This window comes from Burkholderia sp. Bp9015, from assembly GCF_003853505.1.
Lineage (GTDB): Bacteria > Pseudomonadota > Gammaproteobacteria > Burkholderiales > Burkholderiaceae > Burkholderia.
The window spans coordinates 13,118-33,656 of sequence record NZ_QTPZ01000029.1; the positions used below are offsets into that span (position 1 = coordinate 13,118).

At 69.5% G+C, this 20,539-nt stretch carries 20 protein-coding genes; all 20 read right to left on the bottom strand.

The window, feature by feature from the left end; translation table 11 throughout:
• Positions 1 to 54: 54 nt before the first annotated feature.
• Positions 55 to 1,134 carry a Rieske 2Fe-2S domain-containing protein gene (locus DIE12_RS26665; protein ID WP_124521964.1) on the bottom strand — a complete coding sequence of 360 codons (1,080 nt, stop codon included), beginning with the start codon at positions 1,132 to 1,134 and terminating at the stop codon, positions 55 to 57.
• A 77-nt stretch (positions 1,135 to 1,211) separates the two neighbouring features.
• Positions 1,212 to 3,689 carry an RND family transporter gene (locus DIE12_RS26670; protein WP_124521966.1) on the bottom strand — a complete coding sequence of 826 codons (2,478 nt, stop codon included), beginning with the start codon at positions 3,687 to 3,689 and terminating at the stop codon, positions 1,212 to 1,214.
• Between the two features lie 78 nt (positions 3,690 to 3,767).
• Complete coding sequence (locus DIE12_RS26675) at positions 3,768 to 4,727, bottom strand: sialidase (RefSeq protein ID WP_124521968.1); 960 nt, start codon at positions 4,725 to 4,727, stop codon at positions 3,768 to 3,770.
• Positions 4,728 to 4,895: 168 nt separating this feature from the next.
• Entirely contained in the window at positions 4,896 to 6,101 is a 1,206-nt protein-coding gene (locus DIE12_RS26680; RefSeq protein ID WP_124521970.1) for an acetyl-CoA C-acyltransferase, read from the bottom strand.
• Between the two features lie 22 nt (positions 6,102 to 6,123).
• Positions 6,124 to 6,609 (bottom strand): MaoC family dehydratase, encoded by a 486-nt coding sequence (locus DIE12_RS26685; RefSeq protein ID WP_124522103.1) that lies wholly within the window; start codon positions 6,607 to 6,609, stop codon positions 6,124 to 6,126.
• Entirely contained in the window at positions 6,609 to 7,409 is an 801-nt protein-coding gene (locus DIE12_RS26690) for an SDR family oxidoreductase (protein WP_044845664.1), read from the bottom strand. Before DIE12_RS26690 ends, DIE12_RS26685 begins: the two co-directional genes overlap by 1 nt.
• Positions 7,406 to 8,605 (bottom strand): acyl-CoA dehydrogenase family protein, encoded by a 1,200-nt coding sequence (locus DIE12_RS26695; RefSeq protein ID WP_124521972.1) that lies wholly within the window; start codon positions 8,603 to 8,605, stop codon positions 7,406 to 7,408. The genes DIE12_RS26690 and DIE12_RS26695 overlap by 4 nt, the downstream gene beginning before the upstream one ends.
• Positions 8,602 to 9,843: an acyl-CoA dehydrogenase family protein gene (locus DIE12_RS26700; RefSeq protein WP_124521974.1), complete on the bottom strand. Its 1,242-nt coding sequence runs from the start codon at positions 9,841 to 9,843 to the stop codon at positions 8,602 to 8,604. The genes DIE12_RS26695 and DIE12_RS26700 overlap by 4 nt, the downstream gene beginning before the upstream one ends.
• Positions 9,844 to 9,845: 2 nt before the next feature.
• Positions 9,846 to 10,724 (bottom strand): SDR family oxidoreductase, encoded by an 879-nt coding sequence (locus DIE12_RS26705; RefSeq protein ID WP_044845667.1) that lies wholly within the window; start codon positions 10,722 to 10,724, stop codon positions 9,846 to 9,848.
• 41 nt (positions 10,725 to 10,765) lie between these two features.
• Complete coding sequence (locus DIE12_RS26710) at positions 10,766 to 11,917, bottom strand: acetyl-CoA C-acetyltransferase (protein ID WP_124521976.1); 1,152 nt, start codon at positions 11,915 to 11,917, stop codon at positions 10,766 to 10,768.
• Complete coding sequence (locus tag DIE12_RS26715; RefSeq protein WP_124521978.1) at positions 11,914 to 12,984, bottom strand: acyl-CoA dehydrogenase family protein; 1,071 nt, start codon at positions 12,982 to 12,984, stop codon at positions 11,914 to 11,916. The genes DIE12_RS26710 and DIE12_RS26715 overlap by 4 nt, the downstream gene beginning before the upstream one ends.
• A 35-nt stretch (positions 12,985 to 13,019) precedes the next feature.
• On the bottom strand, positions 13,020 to 14,189 hold the full coding sequence (locus DIE12_RS26720; protein WP_124521980.1) for an acyl-CoA dehydrogenase family protein: 1,170 nt from the start codon (positions 14,187 to 14,189) through the stop codon (positions 13,020 to 13,022).
• Positions 14,186 to 14,995, bottom strand: coding sequence for an enoyl-CoA hydratase family protein (locus DIE12_RS26725; protein ID WP_124521982.1), 810 nt, complete (start codon positions 14,993 to 14,995; stop codon positions 14,186 to 14,188). The genes DIE12_RS26720 and DIE12_RS26725 overlap by 4 nt, the downstream gene beginning before the upstream one ends.
• A gap of 25 nt (positions 14,996 to 15,020) precedes the next feature.
• The gene (locus tag DIE12_RS26730) at positions 15,021 to 16,109 is read right to left on the bottom strand and encodes a nitronate monooxygenase family protein (protein ID WP_124521984.1); all 1,089 of its coding nucleotides are present in this window, start codon (positions 16,107 to 16,109) and stop codon (positions 15,021 to 15,023) included.
• Positions 16,106 to 17,032: an enoyl-CoA hydratase gene (locus tag DIE12_RS26735; RefSeq protein WP_044845673.1), complete on the bottom strand. Its 927-nt coding sequence runs from the start codon at positions 17,030 to 17,032 to the stop codon at positions 16,106 to 16,108. The genes DIE12_RS26730 and DIE12_RS26735 overlap by 4 nt, the downstream gene beginning before the upstream one ends.
• 8 nt (positions 17,033 to 17,040) lie before the next feature.
• A complete protein-coding gene (locus tag DIE12_RS26740) occupies positions 17,041 to 17,838 on the bottom strand; it encodes a CoA-transferase subunit beta (protein ID WP_124521986.1) in 798 nt (265 codons plus the stop codon).
• Between the two features lie 10 nt (positions 17,839 to 17,848).
• Entirely contained in the window at positions 17,849 to 18,742 is an 894-nt protein-coding gene (locus DIE12_RS26745; protein WP_124521988.1) for a CoA transferase subunit A, read from the bottom strand.
• Positions 18,743 to 18,751: 9 nt separating this feature from the next.
• Positions 18,752 to 19,648, bottom strand: coding sequence for a VOC family protein (locus tag DIE12_RS26750; protein ID WP_124521990.1), 897 nt, complete (start codon positions 19,646 to 19,648; stop codon positions 18,752 to 18,754).
• Positions 19,649 to 19,897: 249 nt separating this feature from the next.
• Positions 19,898 to 20,314 carry a type II toxin-antitoxin system VapC family toxin gene (locus DIE12_RS26755; protein WP_185500362.1) on the bottom strand — a complete coding sequence of 139 codons (417 nt, stop codon included), beginning with the start codon at positions 20,312 to 20,314 and terminating at the stop codon, positions 19,898 to 19,900.
• Complete coding sequence (locus DIE12_RS26760; protein ID WP_014899176.1) at positions 20,301 to 20,537, bottom strand: FitA-like ribbon-helix-helix domain-containing protein; 237 nt, start codon at positions 20,535 to 20,537, stop codon at positions 20,301 to 20,303. Before DIE12_RS26760 ends, DIE12_RS26755 begins: the two co-directional genes overlap by 14 nt.
• Positions 20,538 to 20,539 lie beyond the last annotated feature (2 nt).

The window sequence follows — 20,539 nt, forward strand, 5'->3', positions numbered from 1 at the left end:
CGCCCCCCATTTTTCCCGCCACTCGCCACGCCGCGCCGTGACTGCGCTATTGCGTTACTGCGGTTCGAACACGTGATGCAGCGCCGGCGGCGTCTCGCCGTCGCGGATCTTCATCTCGAACGACTTGCGCGCGACGCTCGACGGCCGCACGTCGGCCGCGTCCAGGTAGAACTGCGCATACCAGTCGCGCATCTGGTACAGCGGCCCGTCGCCTTCGCACAGCAGCGGGTTGTCGATGCGCGTCTTGCTGTGCCAGATGTCGACGTCCTCGTAGAACGCGCGCTGCGCTTCCTTCACGTAAGCGTTCGCGATCTCCAGGTTCTGCGCGTCGCTCAGGCCGGCCACCTTCTTCACGATCACGCCGTAGCGCAGCTCGAAACTGTTCATGTCGATCGGCACGTGGCAGTTCAGCAGCACCGAATGGATCGGCTGTCCGCCGCTCTGCCCCGTCATCTGCGTGATGTGCACGGCCGGCCCGAAATACGTCGACAGCGCGGTCAGGCTGTCGCCGCCGAGCTTCTCGCTGCGGCCGACCATCAGCTGCGTCGCCTTGTGATCCTCGAACAGGTTCGCGAAATAGTCGATCGGCGCATGGTGCACGGTCGCGAAGTGCGCGACGTCCGAGATGTTGTCGACCAGCTCGCGGCAGTTCGCGTTGATCACCATCTTGTCGACGACCCAGTCCGACCATTCGTCGGAGAAGCACACGTCGAGCCTCGGAATCGCGACTTCCGGCGGCGGCGCATTGCCTTCCGGGTCGTTCCACACGAACAGCAGGTTGTTTTCCTCGCAGGTCGGCCACGCGCCGATGCGCGCCTTCGGCGGAATCCGCTTGCAATACGGAATCGACGCGCACTGCCCTGCGCCGTTCCATGCCCAGCCGTGGAACGGGCAGACGAGGTTGTCGCCTTCGACCGTGCCGAGGCTCAGGTCGGCGCCCATGTGCGGGCAGTATGCGTCGACGATGTTGATACTGCCGGTCGAATCGGCGAACGCGGCGAGTTTGCGACCGAAGATGTTCAGCGTGTGCGGCTTGCCGTCCTTGTAGTCGCGGGCGAGGCCGAGGCAGTGCCAGCCGCGCGCATAGCGCTGCGCGAGCGGCTGGGCTTCGATCTTGTAAGGGCGTGCGGACATGTGGGTTGACTCCTCTTTGGGGGACGCGCGGCGGCCCGCCGCGCACCGGGGTAATGGGGGTTCGGGGATTGCGTCGTTCAGCGCGCCGGATTGCCGGGTTCGAGCGCGCGCGTCGGTTCGCGCGCTGGTGCCGACGCAGACGACGCAGACGACGCGGACGGCTGCGGCTGTTGCGACACGCGGCGCTCGGCACGCTCGACGCCGAGCCACGCGGCCAGCGCGGGCAGCAAGAACACCGCGCCGAACAGGTTCACGAGGAACATGAACGCGAGCAGCACGCCCATGTCGACCTGGAACTTCAGCGCGGAGAACGCCCACGTGCCGACGCCGATGAACATCGTGACGGCCGTGAACAGCGCCGCGGTGCCGCGCTGGCGCATCGCGTCGGCGAATGCGTCGGGCAGCGTCGCGCCGTGGCGCAGGTCGTGCTGCAGGCGTTCGTACAGGTAGATCCCGTAGTCGACGCCTACGCCGACACCGAGCGTGATCACCGGCAGCGTCGCGACCTTCAGCCCGATGCCTAGTCGCGCCATCACCGCGTTGCACAGGATCGACACCAGCGTGAGCGGCACGATGATGCACAGCACCGCGCGCCACGAGCGGAACGTGACCGCGCACAGCAGCGCGATCGCACCGAAGATCGACAGCAGCATCGCGACCTCCGCGTCGCCGACCGCCTCGTTGGTCGCGGCCATCACGCCGACGTTGCCGCCCGCGAGCCGGAACGCGACGTTCGGCGTCGGGTTCTCGGCCGCGTAGCGCTTGATCTCGTCGACGATGTGCGCGATGGTCGTGCCTTCGTGGTTCTTCGTGTAGATCAGCACCTGGATCGCCTTGCAGTTCGCGGTGTTCATCCCGTTGTCGGGGTCGAACGCGTTGGAACCCTGCGTGAGCCCATCGCTGGAACGCGGCAACGCGGCCCAGCGCGGATTGCCTTCGTTGAACGCGGCGATGAACACCTTGCCCTGCGACGCGACGCTCGTCACCGACTGCACGCCCGCCACGCCGCGCATGTTCATCTCGAACTTCTCGATCGCGCTCATCACCGGGTAATGCAGGCAGGCGTCGTCGAAACCGGTCGTCTCGACGATCACCGACAGCACGTCGACGCCGATGTTGTACTGGTGCGTGATCGCCGCGTTGTCGACGTTGTAGCGCGAGTTCGCGCGCAGCTCCGGCGCGCCGGTGCCGATGTCGCCGATCTCGAGCCTGCGCGACTCGAGCGTGCCGTACGCGAGCAGCGCGAGCGCGACGGCGAACACGCCGAGCGCGGGCGCCGGGCGCGCGAACAGCGCGAAGCGCGACCACATCGGGCTTCCGCCGGCCGCCGCGGTGCGCTGCGCCCGCGCGAGCGTGCCGCGTTCGAGGCGCGTGTACGACAGCAGGATCGGCAGGAACACCTTGTTGGTGACGATCATCAGCAGCACGCCGAGGCACGCGGTGATGCCGAGCTCGCGCACGATGTCGATCCTGATCCGCATGATCACCATGAAGCCGAGCGCGTTGGTCAGCAGCGCGACCGTGCCCGGCACGAACAGCTTGCGGAACGCGTCGCGCGCGGCCTCCGCCGACGATGCGCCGCGCACCAGCGCCTGCTTCCACGCATTGGTCATCTGCACCGCGTGCGACACGCCGATCGAGAAGATCAGGAACGGCACGAGGATCGACATCGGATCGATGCCGAGCCCGAGCAGCGGCAGCGCGCCGAGCAGCCAGACGACCGGCAGCAGCGCGACGACGAGTGCGAGCACGGTCGTCTTCAGCGAGCGCGTATAGGCGAACAGCAGCGCGGCCGTCACGAGGAACGCGAGCGCGAAGAACGCCATCACGCCGGCGATCCCGGCCTCGACGTCACCCACCAGCTTCGCGAAGCCGATGATGTTCACGTCGATGCCCTGCTTCGCGTAGCGCGCGCGGATTTCCTCGAGCTGGCGCGCGACCGCGCTGTAGTCGAGCCGCTTGCCGGTGGCCGGATCGGTCTCGCGCAACTCCGCGCGGATCAGCGCCGACTTCAGGTCGTTGCCGACCAGGCGGCCGATCTGCCCGGAGCGGGCGACGTTGCGGCGCACCTTCGCGAGGTCGTCCGGATTCGCGCTCGAGAACTGGCCGGGCACGACCACGTCGCCGCGAAAACCGGCTTCCGTCACCTCGGTGTAGTGGACGTTCGGCGTAAACAGCGAGAACACGCGCGAGCGGTTCACGCCGGGGATGAAGAACACGTCGTCGGTCGCGTGGCGCAGCGCGTCCATGAACGTCTGGTTGTAGATGTCGCCGTCGCCCTTCCAGCGCAGGCTGACGAGGATCGTGTTCGCGCCGGGGAACGCGCCCGCGTAGCGCTCGAACACCTGCATGTACGGGTGCTGCATCGGGATCATCTTGTTGAAGCCCGGATCGAGCTTCAGGCGCGTCGCGGACAGGCCGAGCGCGAGCGTCACCGCGACGCACAGCAGCATCAGCAGCCGGCGCTGCCGGATGATGGTATCGGCGCAGCGCTCGACGAACGCGGCGAGGCGCGACGCGGGAACGGCTTCGGTGGAGCGTGACAGGTCGTTCATGGATTTCTCGTGTCGGAACGGACGAAACAGGCGATGCGGACGATGCGGGCGGCGCGGCAACGCGACCGCCGCCGCGCATCAGGACGGCGACGCAGCGAGCGGCGCGACGCCGGCCTCGCCCCCGAGCAGCAGCGCGCCGCGGCCCATGTCGAGCACGGCCGCGAGGCTCTGCACGCCGCCGAGCTTGCGCACGTCGAAGGTCAGGCCGCCGTCGCGCGACCCGACGATCGCGCCGCCCTGCCCGACCAGCACGAGTTCGCCGTCGGCAAGCTGGGTCGCGCCGAAATACGACACCGGCACGTGGCTGTCGACGTGCGTCCAGGTCGCGCCGCGATCGGTGCTGCGCAACACATTGCCGCGCATGCCGTACGCGACCCAGTCGCCGTTCGCGAGCATCAGCGCGCCGAACAGCGAGCCTTGGTACGGCGACGGCACCTTGTCCCAGCTCGCGCCGTTGTCGGTCGAGCGCAGCAGCGTGCCGCTCTCGCCGGCGATCAGCAGGTCGCCGTGGCCGTCGCCGACGACCGCGTTCAGGTGGCGGTCGCCCGCCGGTGTCTTGAGCGGCTGCCACGTGAGCCCGGCATCGTCCGAGCGCAGCAGCTGGCCGAAACTGCCGGCCGCGAACAGCGGGCCGTTCGCGGTTCCCCACACGGACAGCAGCGGATCGGAATGCGCGTTGTCGCCATGAACTTCGCGCCAGTGCACGCCCGCGTCGTGGCTGCGCAGGATCCGGCCGTCATGGCCGACCGCGATGCCGAGCGTCGGCGTGACGAAGCTCACCTGCGTGAGCGTCGATCCCTGGTCCGGCGTGACCGACGCCGGCCGCCAGCGGCCGCCCGCATCGTCGCTCAACAGGATCACGCCGCGCTCGCCGACCGCGACGATGCGCGTGCCGGCGCGGGCGAGCCCGTTGATCTGCAGGCGGTCCGCATGGATCGCGGTGACCGGGAACGCCGGCAGCGGGCGCGGCGAGAACGCGAACAGCGCGGCGCCGAGCACGAGCGCCGACATCGCGAGTCCTGGCAAAGTACGTTTCATCGGTTTGTCTCCTTCTCTGCGAGCGGCCCGGGCCCGCGCCGACGCGCTCGCCCTGCCGCTGCAAGTCTCCGGGCCGTCGGTCGTTGCCGCGGCCTCGAATGGTCCCGAATGGATGGCAGCCGAACCGGGCTGCCGGCTCGGCTGCCGGTTAGCCTTGCTCGAGCGTCGTTACGCGCCGACCTCGAACAGCGCGGCGGCACCCATCCCGCCGCCGATGCACATCGTCACGACCGCATGCCGCACGCCGCGGCGCGCGCCTTCGAGCAGCGCGTGCATCGTCATCCGCGTGCCCGACATCCCGAACGGGTGGCCGAGCGCGATCGCGCCGCCGTCGACGTTCAGCCGCTCGTCGGGGATGCCGAGCGTGTCGCGGCAATACAGCGCCTGGCACGCGAACGCCTCGTTCAGCTCCCACAGCCCGACGTCGCGCACGGTCATCCCGAAACGTTCCAGCAGCTTCGGAATCGCGAACACCGGGCCGATGCCCATCTCGTCCGGCTCGCAGCCGGCCACGGCCAGCCCGCGGAACGTGCCGAGCGGCGTCAGTCCGCGACGCTCCGCCTCGGCCCGCGACATCACGACGACCGCCGCCGCGCCGTCCGACAGCTGCGACGCGTTGCCGGCCGTCACGAACTCGCCCTGCTCGACGACCTTGCCGCCTCTCCACGACGGCTTGAGCCCCGCGAGCCGTTCGGCCGTCGTGTCGGCGCGCACGCCCTCGTCGCGCGCCGCGTGGACGGCTTCGTGGCCGGTCGGATTGCCTTCCTTGTCGAACAGCGCGCGCCGCACGTCGAGCGGCGCGATTTCCGCGTCGAAGCGGCCGGCCGCCTGCGCGTCGGCCGTGCGCTGGTGGCTCTGCAGCGCGAATTCGTCCTGCGCGGCACGCGAGATGCCGTAACGGCGCGACACGATCTCGGCCGTTTCCATCATCGCCATGTACGCGGCCGGCTGATGGTCGAGCACGGCCTGCGAACGCGCGCGGTAGCCGTTCTTGTGCTTGTTCTGCGTGAGCGAGATCGATTCGACGCCGCCCGCGACGACGATCCGCGCGTCGCCCGCGCCGATGCTGCGCGCGGCACTCGCGATCGACATCAGGCCCGACGAGCACATGCGGTCGATCGACATGCCGGGCACCGACGCCGGCAAGCCGGCCGCCGCGGCCGACAGGCGGCCGATGTTGTAGCCCTGCGTGCCCTGCTGCGCGGCGCAGCCGATCAGCACGTCGTCGACGTCGGCCGGCGCAACGCCCGCGCGTTCGAGCGCCGCGCGCACGACGTGGCCGCCCAGCGCGGGCGCCTCGGTGTCGTTGAACATGCCGCGAAACGCCTTGCCGATCGGCGTGCGTGCGACGGAAACGATGACTGCGTCTTCCATGAGCTGGCTCTCTGAATCGAAACTAGAAGTAGTAGCGGCTGATCGTGTCGGCGACGCAGCCGGGCCTGGCCTCGCCTTCGATCTCGACGGTCACGCGAACCCACGCCTGCACGCCGCCGTCGAGCGCCTCGACGCGCAGCAGCTCGCCGACGCCGCGCACGCGCGCGCCGACCTTCACCGGCGCCGGGAAGCGGATCTTGTCGCAGCCGTAGTTGACGCCGAGCCGCGCGCCGTCGATGCGCACGATCTGCGGCAGGAAATAATTGACGAGCGACAGCGTCAGGTAGCCGTGCGCGATGCACGCGCCGAACGGGCCGTCCTTCGCGCGCACCGGGTCGACGTGTACCCACTGGTGGTCGCCCGTCGCGTCGGCGAAGCCGTCGATGCGGATCTGGTCGATCGCGAGCCAGGCGCTCGCGCCGAGCGTGTCGCCGACGGCCGCCGCGAGTTCGCCGGGATGCGCGAACACGCGGGGCGTCGCGCGCACGGAGTCGAGGGTCGCGCTCATCATGCGTGCTGGCTGCTGACCGACAGCACTTCGCCCGTCATGTACGATGCGTAATCGCTTGCAAGGAACACCATCACGTTCGCGACCTCCCAGACTTCGGCGGCGCGCCCGAAGGCTTCGCGCGACGCCAGTTGATTCAGCAGGTCGGCCGGGGCCGACTTCTTCAGAAAATCGTGCATCGCGATGCTCGGCGCGACCGCGTTGATGCGCACCCCGTAAGGCGACGCCTCGAGCGCCGCGCAGCGTGTGAGCGCCATCACGCCCGCCTTCGCCGCCGCGTAGTGCGCCTGTTCCGCCTGCGCACGCCAGCCGAGCACCGATGCGTTGTTGACGATCGCGCCGCGGCCGCGGGCCTGCATGTGCGGCAGCATCGCGCGCGTCATCCGGAACGTCCCGGTCAGGCTAATGTCGATCACCCGCGACCATTCGGCATCGTCCATTTCGACGATGCGTTTCGCGCCGCCGAGCCCGGCGTTGTTGATCAGTACGTCGACGCCGTCGAGCTTGTCCTGGGCTTCCGCGACGAGCGCCTGCACGTCGTCCTCGACCGCGACGTTGCACAGGCGGCCGTAGATCTGCTGCAGCCCCGTTTCGGCGCGCAGCGTCTCCACGGCCTGTTCGAGGCGTTTCTCGTGGATGTCGGAGATGAACAGCGCGCGACAGCCTTCCTCCGCGCAGCGGCGCGCCGCCGCGAAGCCAATGCCGGCGCCGGCGGCGGCCGTGATCAGCACCGATTTGCCGGCGAGCAGCTGGTGGCCCGGCACGTACGCCGGCGCTTTCTGGATCTGGGGTTCGGTCATGCGTTTCCTCGCGGTTCCCTGGGCATGCCGAGCCCGCGCTCGGCCATGATGTTCAACTGGATTTCGTTGGTGCCGGCGTAGATCGTGTCCGCACGGGAGAACAGGAACACGCGCTGCAGATGGGTGAGCTTCTCGTCGGCCGGATCGATCACGTTCGCGCGGGACCCAAGCGCATCCATCGCGAGCTGGCCGAGGTCGCGGTGCCAGTTCGACCAGAAATACTTGTAGATCAGCGCCTCGCGGCGCAGCGGCGCGGTGGCGCCGTTCGCGTCGTCCGCGCCCGACAGCATCCGCAGCGCGTTGTAGCGCATCACGCGCAGGCCGGCCCACGCGCGGCCGATCCGCTGGCGCAGCACCGGGTCGCGATCGGCGCCCGATTCGCGCGCGGCGTCGATCACCCAGTCGAGTTCGCGGACGAACTGCATCTGCTGGCCGAGCGTCGACATGCCGCGCTCGAAGCCGAGCAGCGTCATCGCGATCCGCCAGCCGTCGCCCGGCGCGCCGACGAGATCGCATGCTTGCGCGCGCGCACCGTCGAAGAACACTTCGTTGAATTCGGCGCCGCCGTTGAGCTGTTTGATCGGGCGAATCTCGATGCCCGGCTGGTCGAGCGGCATCAGCAGGAACGACAGCCCCTTGTTGCCCTTCGACGCCGGATCGGTGCGCGCGAGCACGAAGATCCAGTCGGAGTCGTGCGCGAGCGACGTCCACACCTTCTGGCCGTGCACGCGCCAGGTACCGTCGGCGTCCTGCTCGGCGCGTGTGCGCACGTTCGCGAGGTCCGAACCCGCGCCCGGCTCCGAGTAACCCTGGCACCAGAACTGCGTGCCGGCGAGAATTCCGGGCAGGAAACGCGCGCGCTGGTCGTCGGTGCCGCACGCGACGAGCGTCGGGCCGAGCAGCCCTTCGCCGATGTGCCCCATCCGCCCGGGGCCGCCGGCGCGCGCGTATTCCTCGTGGAAGATCACCTGCTCGGCGACCGAAAAGCCGCGGCCGCCCGCGTCGGTCGGCCAGCCGAGGCCGGTCCAGCCGCCCTGCGCGAGTTCCCGTTCCCACGCCTTGCGCAGTTCGGGAAACGCTTCCTCGTCGCCGGGGCCGCCGCGGTACTTCAGGCACGCGAATTCGCCGGTCAGGTGCGACTGCACCCAGTCGGCGACTTCGTGCCGCAATTGCTGTTCGCGCGTTTCGCTGTTCATTGGAGGGCTCCGGTGCGCGCGGCGGACGAACGCGTGGCGATCGAAGCCGACGGCGACGACGCGAGCACCGCGTCGTGCCGCGACGCGCCGCCGTCGATCGCCTGGCAGGCGATCCATTCGAGCAGTTGCGGCGTGCTGCCGAACTGCGCGCCCGACGCCTGCGCGCGCTTGAAATAGAGATGCGGGTCGTATTCCCACGTGAAGCCGACGCCGCCGTGCAGCTGGATCGCCTCCTGTGCGCAGAACGCATACGCATCGTTGGCGGCGGCTTTCGCGGCCGCGACGTCGGCGCGCAGCGCAGCGCCGGGCGTGCCGCTGCCGGCTTCCGCGTCCCACGCGTGGGCGGCGCCGAGCACGGCCGAGCGCGCGGATTCGATCAGCACCATCATCTGCGCGCAGCGGTGCTTGACCGCCTGGAACGATGCGATCGCGCGGCCGAACTGCACGCGCTGGCCGGTGTAGTCGAGCGTGAGATCGAGGCATTGCTGTGCGCCACCGAGTTGTTCGGCGGCCAGCGCGAGCGCTGCGAACCATGCGGTGCGTTCGAGCAACTTCGCGGCAGCGGCGCCGCTCGCGAACAACGCGTCGCGGCTCACGCGGGCCTCGTCGAGCACGACACGCGCGATCGGCCGCGTCGCGTCGAGCGTGTCGAGCGGCGTGACGCACAGGCCCGACACCGTCGCGACGTCGATCGCGAACACCCCGATCGCCTGCCCTTCGTTCGCGATCCGTGCCGGGATCATCAGCAGGTCGGCGCGCGCACCGTCGATCACCTGCTCGATCGTTCCGGACAGCGCGTAACCGCCCGCCGCTTCTTCCGCGACGACCGGCAGTTGACCCGCGCCGGCCGGAAGCTCGAGCGGCAATGCCAGCGTCGCGCTGCACGCGCCTTCGGCCAGCTTCGCGAGCCAGCCGGTCGCGCCCGGCGTATCGCAGCCGGCCAGCGCGGTGGCCGCCAGGCACGCGGTCGAAAAATACGGCACGCACGCGACGCGCCGCCCAAGCTGCTCCATCAACAGCGTCTGTTCGACCGCGCCGAGCCCCATCCCGCCCGCCGCCTCCGGCAGCGCCAGCGCGTTCCAGCCGAGTTCGCCCGCGAGCGCGGCCCACAGCGCGTCGTCGCGGCCGGCCGCTTGCTCGATCGCGCGGCGCACGTCGGCCGATGCGCTGCGCTCGGCGAGCACGTCGGCTGCAGCGTCGCGGATCATCGCCTGTTCGTCGGTGAGCGCCAGATCCATCGTCAGCTCCCGTACACGCGCTGCGCGGGCCGCGCATCGGCCAGCAGCCGCGCGACCGCCGGGCCGACCTCGGCCGGCGCCCAGCGCGCGCCGCGGTCGACGCTCGGGCCGGTGCGCCAGCCTTCGGCCACCGCGATCATCCCGCCCGCGACCTCGAACACCTGGCCCGTCACGTCGGCCGACAGCGCGCTGCCGAGCCACACGACGAGCGGCGCGACGTTGGCCGGATCGAAATAGTCGAAGCCGCCGTCCTCGGGCTTCTTCATCATGTCGGCGAACACGCCTTCGGTCATCGACGTGCGCGCGGCCGGCGCGAGCGCGTTCACGCGCACGCCGTAGCGCTGCAGTTCGACCGCCTGCATCAGCGTGAGCGCCGCGATGCCGGCCTTCGCCGCGCCGTAGTTCGACTGGCCGATCGAGCCTTGCAACCCGGCGCCGGAGCTCGTGTTGACGATGCGCGCGTCGACCGGATGGCCAGCCTTCGCGGCGTCGCGCCATACACGCGCCAGCACGCTCGACAGGCAGAAGTGGCCGCGCAGGTGTACGCGCATCACGTCGTCCCAGTCGGTTTCGGTCATGCTGGTGAACATCTTGTCGCGGCAGATGCCTGCGTTGTTGACCAGCACGTGCACGTCGCCGAATGCTTCACGTGCGGCGTCGACGATCCGCTGCGCGGTGTCGATCCTGGTGATGTCGTCCGAATTCGCGAGCGCGCGGCCGCCGCGTCGTGCGATCTCGTCGCACACGGCCTGCGCTGCCTCGTGCCGGATGTCGTTGACGACGACCGCCGCGCCCTCGGCCGCGAACGCGAGCGCGTATTCGCGCCCGAGCCCGCCGCCGGCGCCGGTGATGATGACGGTGCGTCCGTTACAGATTCCCATGCTGATGCCTCCTGGATCGAGAGATCGTGAAAGTGACGCGCTCACAGGCGCTCGATGATCGTGACGTTCGCGAGACCACCGCCTTCACACATCGTCTGCATCCCGTAACGTCCGCCGGTGCGTTCCAGTTCATGCAGCAGCGTCGTCATCAGCCGCGCGCCGGTCGCGCCGAGCGGATGGCCGAGCGCGATGCCGCCGCCGTTCGGGTTGGTCTTTTCGTGCGGGAAGCGCGTGTCGGCAAGCCAGGCCTGCGCGACCGACGCGAACGCCTCGTTCATCTCGACGACGTCGATCTGCGCCCAGTCGAGCCCGCTCTTCGTCAGCGCAACCTTGGTCGCCGGGATCGGCGCGGTGAGCATCCACAGCGGATCGTCGCCGAGCACGCTCAAGTGATGAATGCGCGCGCGCGGTGTGAGGCCGTAGCGCTTCAAGGCATCTTCCGACACGATCAAGAGCGCCGCGGCCGCATCGCAGGTCTGGCTCGCGACGGCGGCCGTCAGCGAGCCGCCCGGCATCAGCGGTTCGAGCGTCGCCATCTTGTCGAGCGACGTGTCGGGGCGCGGCGTTTCATCGTGTTGCACGCCTTCGAGCGGCACGACTTCCCGCTTGAAATGGCCGGCCTCGATCGCCGCCACCGCACGGCGATGGCTCTCCAGCGCATAGCGTTCCATCGCGTCGCGCGACAGGTTCCAGTGATCGGCGATCCGTTGCGCGGCGACGAACTGCGATACCGGCGCGTCGCCGAAACGCGCGCGCCAGCCGGTGCTGCCCGAGAACGGGTCGTTGAAACCCAGCGACACCGCGCTCGTCATCGCGGACGAGATCGGGATCTGCGTCATCGTCTGCACGCCGCCCGCAACCACCACGTCCTGCACACCGCTCATCACGGCCTGCGCGGCGAAGTGCACGGCCTGCTGCGACGAGCCGCACTGGCGGTCGACCGTCACGCCCGGCACCTGCAGCGGCAACCCGGCCGCGAGCCAGCAGGTGCGCGCGATGTTGCCCGCGAGCGGGCCGATCGTGTCGACGCAGCCGAACACCACGTCGTCGTATTCGTCGGCCGGAATCGCGTTGCGTTCGACGAGCGTCTTCAGCACGAAGCCGCCGAGGTCCGCCGCGTGCACGTGTGCGAGCCCGCCTTTGCGGCGGCCGGTCGGCGTGCGCAGCGCGTCGACGATATAGGCTTGTTTCATTGATTGGTTTCCTCGAAGTCGAAGGTCTGCGCGGGGCCGATCGGCAATGCGTCGCCGAGGATCGCGTCGGCCACGCGGGCCTTGTGGAACGCGGTGTCGCCCCAGCTGCCGGAGAGCGCCCAGATCCGCTTCATGAAGATCTGCAGGTCGAGCTCCCACGTGTAGCCGATCGCACCGTGAACCTGCATCGTGTGGCGCGCGGCCAGCTGCGCGGCGGCGCTCGCCGCAAGCTTCGCGTGCGACACCAGCACCGCGCGCTGCGGGTGATCGTCGGCGATCGCTTGAGCCGCGCGCGCGACCACCGGCCGCGCGAACTCGTAGCGGATCGCGACGTCGGCGAGCAGGTGCTTGAGCGCCTGGTACGAACCGATCGCCTTGCCGAACTGCTTGCGCTGCGCGCTGTAGTCGATCGCGACGTCGAGCACGCGTTGCGTGAGGCCGAGCAACTGCGCGGCCACCGCGAACGCGCCGTGGTCGAGCGCGCGATCGAGCAGCGGCCCGGCTTCGTCGGCGCCCGCGATGCGCGTGGCCGCCGACGGTTCCCAGTCGAGCGTGAACAGGCGCCGCGACGGGTCGACGCTGTCGACCGCGCGCCACGCGCACTGCGCGGGATCGACGCGGTGCAGCTCGCCGCGGTGCTCGCAGAGCAGCGCCTGCGCGACGTGCACGTCGGCCGCATACGGGTTCACCGGATGCACGAACGCGACACGCGCGCGCCCTTCGGCGATGTCGCGCAGCAGCGCGTCGCGCCAGCCGCTGGCGGGCAGCCGCGCGAGCACGCCGGCCGATACCAGCGCCGTGTCGAGCAGCGGCTCCGGGCTGCCGAAATAGCCGTAGGCCTGCGCGAGCAGCGCCCATTCCGCTTCGGTCAGGCCGAGGCCGCCGTGCGCTTCGGGCACCGACACGGCGGTCAGCCCCTGCGACGCGAACAGCGACCACAGCGCGTCGGAGCGGCCGGTCGGCGTGGCCCACAGCTCGCGGATCAGCTCCGGGGTCATCTCGGTCATCAGCAGGCGCTTCACGCTGTCCGCGAGCGCTTCCTGGTCTTCATCGAATACGAAATCCATACGATGTCCGTTCAGTGAGGGAATCGCCGGCGCGCTCACGCACGCGGCATGCCGAGCATCCGTTCGGCGACGATGTTGCGCTGGATCTCGTTGGTGCCCGCGTAGATCGGGCCGGCCTGCGCGAACAGGAAGCCGTCGAGCCAGTTGCCGAGCGTCGCGTGCTGCGCGGCCGTCTGCGGGACGACCTCGCCGTGCGCGCCGAGAATGTCGAGCGCGGTCTGGTGCATCCGCAGGTCCAGCTCCGACCAGAACACCTTGTTGGTGCTCGATTCCGCGCCGATATGGCCGCCCTTCAGCAGCCGGCTGGCGGTCGCATAGGTCGACAGCGCGTACGCCTGCGCGTCCATCCACGCGGACACCACGCGTTCGCGCAGCGTCGGGTCGCGATCCGCGCTGTCGCGGTGCGCGAGATACAGGTCGCGCAACGCCTGCGCGGTGCGCTGGAACCGCGCGGGCGAACGCAGCATCAGCCCGCGCTCGAAGCCGGCCGTCGCCATCGCGACCTGCCAGCCCGCGCCTTCGGCCGCGAGGCGGTTCTCGACCGGCACGCGCACGTCGTCGAAGAAGATTTCCGCGAAGCCCGTCTGCCCGTTGAGCTGGCGGATCGGACGCACCGTGATGCCCGGCGCGGACAGCGGCACCATCAGGAACGTGAGCCCGTGGTGACGCGACGATTCGGGATCGCTGCGGAACAGCCCGAACAGCCAGTCGGCCCACACCGCGCGGGTCGACCAGATCTTCTGGCCGTTGAGCACGTATTCGTCGCCGATGCGGATCGCCGTCGTGCGGATCGCGGCCATGTCCGAACCCGCGTTCGGCTCCGACCAGCCCTGCGCCCACACGTGCTCGCCGGCCGCCATCGCGGGCAGGAAGCGCGCCTTCTGCGCGTCCGTGCCGAAATCCATCAGCGTCGGGCCGAGCAGGAAGATGCCGTTCTGGTTCACGCGCATCGGTGCGTCGGCGCGCCAGTACTCTTCCTCGAAAATCAGCCACTCGATCAGGTCGCAGCCGCGCCCGCCGAGTTCGCGCGGCCACGTGACCATGCTCCAGCGGCCCGAGTGCAGCGTGCGCTCCCATTCGCGGTGCGCGGCGAAGCCTTCCTCGGTATCGAAGCTCGGCAGCCGCTCGCGCGGCACGTGCGCGGCGAGCCATGCGCGGATTTCCGCGCGGAACGCCTGCTGTTGCGGCGTATAGGTCAGGTTCATGCGCGTGCCTCCTCGACGCCTGCCTGCGCGTCGAACCGCGCGTCGCGCTTCTCGACGAATGCGGCGCGCGCCTCCGTCGAGTCGTTCGTCATGTACGCCTGCAGCGTGAAGCCCTGCTCCCAGCGGTACTTGCCCTCGAGATCGCCGTCCTCGACGCCGTTCAGCGCCTCCTTCGCGAGCCGCACCATCGCCGGGCTCTTCTCTGCGATCTTGCGGGCGATCGCGAGCGCCGCGTCGCGCAACGCGTCGCGCGTCACGACCTGCTCGACCGCGCCGAGCCGGTACGCCTCGGCTGCGTCGATCATGTCGCCGGTGAAGTACATCGCGCGCACCTTCTGCACGCCGAACAGTCGTTGCAGATGCGCGCCGCCGCCCATCGCGCCGCGATCGATCTCCGGCACGCCGAAGCGCGCGCAGTCGGCCGCGACGACGATGTCCGCCGCGCCGCAGATGCCGATCCCGCCACCGAGCACGAAACCGTGCACGGCCGCGATCACCGGCTTCGGGTTGCGGTGCACCGCGCGGAACGTCTCGTAGTTGCCCGCGTTGACCGACACGATCCGCTCCGGATGCGCGGCGAGTTCCTTGATGTCGACGCCCGCGCAGAAGCCGCGGCCTTCGCCACGCACGACGATCACGCGCACGTCGTCGTCTTCGCCGAGCGCGTCGAGCGCGCGCGCGAGCGCATGCCAGCCCTGCGCATCGAGCGCGTTCACGGGCGGATGGGCGATCACCAGTTCGGCGATGCCGTCGGCGCGCTCGATCCGGAACGGCGTCGCGCCGCCCGGTTGATTGGATGCAGTCATCTCCAAAGCCTCCCTGTGATGTTGTTCACGCAGCCTGTGCCGCGGCCGCGCCGCGCAATGCGGCCAGCGCGTCGAGCCGCTCGCCGGCTTCCGCGACGATCCGCGCGATCAGCGCGTCGCACGATTCGATCGCGCCGATCATCGCGGCCGCCTGGCCGCTCGGCAGCACGCCTTCGTCCGGCCGCCCCTCGACGATCGCGCGCTGGATCAGGAACGGCGCGTTCGCGGCCATCAGCGTCTGGCTCGCCGTGTAGTCGTGCGAGCGCAGCGCCTTGATCGCGAGGCCGAGCATGTCGCCCGTGCTCAGCCCGTTCTGTCGCCGCCACGCTTCGGCCGTCTTCAGCGCGAACCACGTGCGGCGCAGCGGGCCGAAACGTTCGAGCTTCAGCAGGTACGGGTTGTCGATCATCCGTTGCGGCAGCCCGTCGAGCGCGTCCGACACGCGGATCCGCGCCGGGTCGCCGACCGCGACGTAGCGGTCGAGCGTTTCGCGCGGCACCGGCGATTCGGCGCTCATCAGGAAACGCGTGCCCATCGCGATGCCGGCTGCGCCATACGCGAGCGCGGCCGCCAGCCCGCGGCCGTCGAAGAATCCGCCGGCCGCGACGACCGGCACCCGCACCGCGTCGAACACCTTCGGCAGCAGCAGCGTGGTCGGCACCGAGCCCGTGTGGCCGCCGCCTTCCGCGCCCTGCACCGTCACGATGTCCGCGCCGAGCTCGACCGCCTTCGACGCGTGCTTCGGCGCGCCGACGGTCGGCATGCAGACGATGCCGGCGTCCTTGAAGCGTCGGATCGTCTTCGCGTCCGGCCCGCGGCCGTAACTGACCGCACGCAGCTGGTGCTTGATCGCGAGATCGACCACCTGTGCGGCGTTCTTCTGGAACATGTGGAAATTGATGCCGAACGGCTTGTCGGTCAGCGACTTCACCTTCAGGATCTCGGCCTCGACCTGCCCGGGTTCGAGCGTCGCGCCGGCGAGGAAGCCGAAGCCGCCCGCGTTGGCGGTCGCCGCGACTAGCCGCGCGTCGGCCACCCAGCCCATCGCGGTCTGCACGATCGGGTAGCGGCAGCCGAGCAGGTCGCACAGCGGCGTATGCAACGTCGTGCTCATGCGGCGGCTCCGTTGACGGCGGCCGGTGCCGCATCGGCCTGCGCTTCGTCGTCCGCCGGTTCCGGCTTGCGCTGCGAGCTGGCCATCTTGCGGGCGTCGTAGCCGCCGAGGCGGTCGCCACTGACTAGCTCGTTGTGCGCATGCGCGAAGTGGTGCCATGCGAACGCCGCGTCCATCGCCGCGCGCTTGCCCTGCAGTTCCTCGACGTGGTTCAACGCCTGCTTGGTCAGCGTGAGGCCGAGGCGCGGCATCGTCGCGATCTTCGCGGCGATCGCGTAGGTTGCATCGCGCAGCCGCTCGCGCGGCACCACGCGGTTGACCATGCCCATCTGGTACGCGCGCTCGGCCGGCATCCGCTCGCCGAGGAACAGGAACTCCTTCGCGATGCGCGGGTTCAGCTCGTACGCATGCGCGAAATACTCGACGCCGGGAATCCCCATCCGCACGACCGGATCCGCGAAGAACGCATCCTCCGACGCGACGATCAGGTCGCACACCCATGCGAGCATCAGCCCGCCCGCGATGCACGCGCCCTGCACCATCGCGATGGTCGGCTTCGGCAGGTCGCGCCAGCGCCGGCACATCCCGAGGTACACCTCCTGTTCGCGCGCATAGAGGAATTCGCCGCCTTCCTTGTCGACGTGGTCGTACCACAGCGACGCGCGGTCGAACGACTCGTGGATGTCGCGGCCCGGCGTGCCGATGTCGTGGCCCGCCGAGAAATGCTTGCCGGCGCCCGCGAGCACGATCGCCTTCACCGCGTCGTCGTGCGCCGCGCGCCGGAACGCCGCGTCGAGCGCATACGTCATCTTCGAGTTCTGCGCGTTGTGATACTCGGGACGGTTCATCGTGATCGTCGCGATGCCGTCCTCGACCGCGTAGTCGACGACACCGTCGCCGAACGTCATCTGGGTCGCTTCCATGTCGGACCTCATCCGCGGCGCGGCGCCGGATTGTTGCGCACGATCGTCGCGCGCAGGTTGTGAGGGTCGAGCGCACGCACGATGCGCAGGTCTTCCGCATTCGGCGCGGCCGTCGTGCCGAGGTCGGGCGCCGCGATCAGCGGGAAGCCGGTCGCGTCCTGCACTTCGTCGAAGCTCACGCCCGGATGCAGCGAACGCACGCGGATCGCGTGGTCGGGCCCGCCGAAATCCATCACGCACAGGTCGGTGACGATGCTGCGCAGGTCGACGAAGGTCTTCATGCCAGGCAGCCGGCGCGCCGGGTTGTAGCCGACCGTGCACACCATGTCGACTTCGCCTGCGACGAACGTGCGCTTGCCGTGGCCGCTCACGAAAAACGAGTTCGCGTGGTTCGTCGAGTTGCCGGGGAAGCCGCGCGCGCCGAGCAGCTGCGTCTTCGGACGCGTGTAGTCGTCGCCGAGCCACGAGATGTTCGCCTGGCCGAAACGGTCGATCTGCGTCGGCATCACCAGCGCATGACGGCGGCCGTGCCACAGGCAGTCGAACACGCGCTCGTAGGTCATCCAGCCGCTCGCCTGCACGCGATAGCCGTCGGGACGCGGCCCGAGAGGGATCGGCGCCTCGACGAGATACGCTTCGCCGTCGGTCAGCATCAGCCCGCTGTTGTACGCGAGCCGCGCGAGGCCGGCCGCGAGCCGCGGGCCCGTGCCGATGCCGGTCGCCAGCACTTCGCCGTCGTCGCGCCAGAGTCGCGCGGACGCGACGATCATCAGTTCCGCGAGGGAATGGTCGAGAGATTCGCTCACAGGCGCTCCTTTACAGAATCGGCAACGGCAGCGTCGTCACGTGCGACAGCCCGCCGACGCCTTCGAGATACTGGCGTTCGTCCTGGCCGACCACGTCGCGCAGGTAAGCCGCCGTCTTCGCATCGTCTTCCGCGCTCGCGCAGTACGCGCGCAGGTGCGGCAGGTCCCAGCCGTAGTCCGGCCCGCACGACGTCGGGTGCGCGCCGCCCGGCGCATGCACGACGCCGGTGACGAGCGAGCGCTCGAACGGGTTGCGGCGTGCGGCGTCGAGGTCGTCGCTCGCGAGCGACGCGTCGACCGTTTCCGCCGACACGTAGCAGCGCTGCGCGGCGCGCGCCATCCACGCATCGAAGAACGGATCGGGACCGTCGATGCGCGTGTTGCCCATCCGGTCGGCCGCGTTCACATGCAGCAGCGCGACGTCGAGTTCGATCGCCGGCATCGCGAGCAGCGTTTCGCCGTCGTCGTACGGCGATTGCACCGTGCGCAGCTGCGGCGCGTGATCGAGCAGCGCGGTGCCGAGCCCGGCGCGCGTCGGCAGGAACGGCAGGCGCGCGGCGGCCGCGCGCAGGCCGAGCTGCAGCATCCCTTCGTCGAGTTCCAGCACGTCGACGCGGCCCTGTTCGCGGGCCCGGCGGAAATGCGGCTCGAGCGGAATCACGTCGAGCGACACGAAGCCGAACACCGCCTTGCGCACCTTGCCGGCCGCGCACAGCAGGCCGATGTCGGCGCCGCCGTACGCGACGATCGTCAGGTCCTTCAGGTTCGAGCGCGCGATCTCGCGCACCAGTGCCATCGGCTTGCGCCGCGGCCCCCATCCGCCGATGCCGATCGTCATGCCGTCGGCGAGTTGCGCGACCACGTCGCGCGCGGACATCGTCTTGTCGAGAGGTTTCATCGTCATCGTGCTGGCTTACCGGTATCCGATGCTGAAATCGTGGCCCCACTGGCTCACCTTCGTGGCCTCGAACACCGCATGCTTCGACCAGTCGACCGTGAGGCCGCCGAAGCCGTATTCGAGATCGAAGCCGCCGGGGGTCTTCATGTAGAACGAGATCATCTGGTCGTTGCAGTGGCGGCCGAGCGTCGCCGACATCTTCACGTCGTGCGCGGCGACCCGATCGAGCGCGCGGCCGACTTCGTCCATCGAGTCGACTTCGGCCATCACGTGCACACAGCCCGACGGCACCGCCATCTCGAACAGCGCGAGGCTGTGATGGCGCGCGTTGCGGCAGTGCATGAAGTGAATGCGCTTCTCGGGTTCGGCGGGGTCCGGCGTGAACTTCACGCGGTAGATGTCGGACAGCTCGAAGCCGAGCACGCCGCGCACGAACGCGTCGGTCGCGTCGAACTGCGGCGCGGGCAGCACCGCGTGGCCGAGCCCCATGTCGCCGGTGACGAAGCGCGCGACGCCCAGCGGCGACACGAAACGGCGGAAGTCGCAGCGCGCGCCCCAGTACAACTCGTGGCGGTTGCCGGACGGGTCGGTGCACCACGCCATCGTCTGCACGCGGCGCAGCGCGGCTTCGTCGCGCGTGGCGCGCACGGCCTCGACACCCGCCTGCCGCAGTGCCGTCAGCGCGGCGTCGAATGCGGCGCCGTCGGGCAATTCCCAGCCCGACGCGAAATAGCGGTCGGTCGCGCCGGGGACGATCACGTAGCGGAAATCGCGCTCGTCCATCTTCAGGTACAGCGCGCCGTCGGGCGCGTCGAGCACCTGCATGCCCAGCACGTCTTCCGCGTAGCGGCGCCACGCATCGACGCGGGTCGCCTCGACGACGACGTAGCCGAGCGCACGGACATCGATCATGTCGGCCTCCTCCAGGTTCAGAATCCGTTGTTCGTGAAAGGATTCTGGCCGGTCGGGGATGGCGTCACATCGTCTGTTGGGACGAGAGCGGGCGGGTCTTTCAGGACGACGCCGGCCGGGAGAGGAACGGGAATCGGACGCGCGCTAAAGCCCGGCGATACGGGTTGCAAGCGGGCGATGCGCGACGGAGAACGCGCAACGGAAGAAGGCGGGAAGCGACGGCGGATTGCCGCGACGCGGCAACCCGGCTCACTCGAACGGGTTCAGCAGCCGGACGCCGGTGCGGGCGAAATCGTCGACATTGCGCGTGACGACCGTGAGATCGTTGATCAGCGCGGTGGCCGCGATCAGCTTGTCGAGTGCGTGGGCCGGATCGGGTACGCGCAAATGGCCCCACATCTGGCTGGTCTCGAGATCGACCGGCAGGATATTCGACGCATAGCCGGACAGAATCGTCGCCATCCATGCCTCGAGCGCCGACGCCTGCGGATGATCGCCGCGATGGCGGATCAGATCGACGCCGCGCCGAAGTTCGGCCACCGTGACGATCGACAGGTAAAGCGGGCTCGCGTCGGCCTCGGCCTGCCTGAAGAACCCGCGCACGCCGCGGTTGGTTCGCTTGCCCTTCCTGATCTCGCTGATGACGTTCGTATCAATCAAAAACACGCCTGACCTCGCCGGAATCCTGAACACGTTGGAAATCCGCGTCTTCGCCGACGTCCGGCATGCTCATCAGCACTTGCGCGAATGTCCTTCGCTTCGGCCGGCCGAGCGCATCGGCCAGAATGGCCCGATGTTCGGCCTCGGCACTCCTGCCGTTCGCCGCAGCCTGCTCTCGAAGGCTCTGAACGATACTGTCATCCACGTTACGCACCAGAAGATTTGCCATGA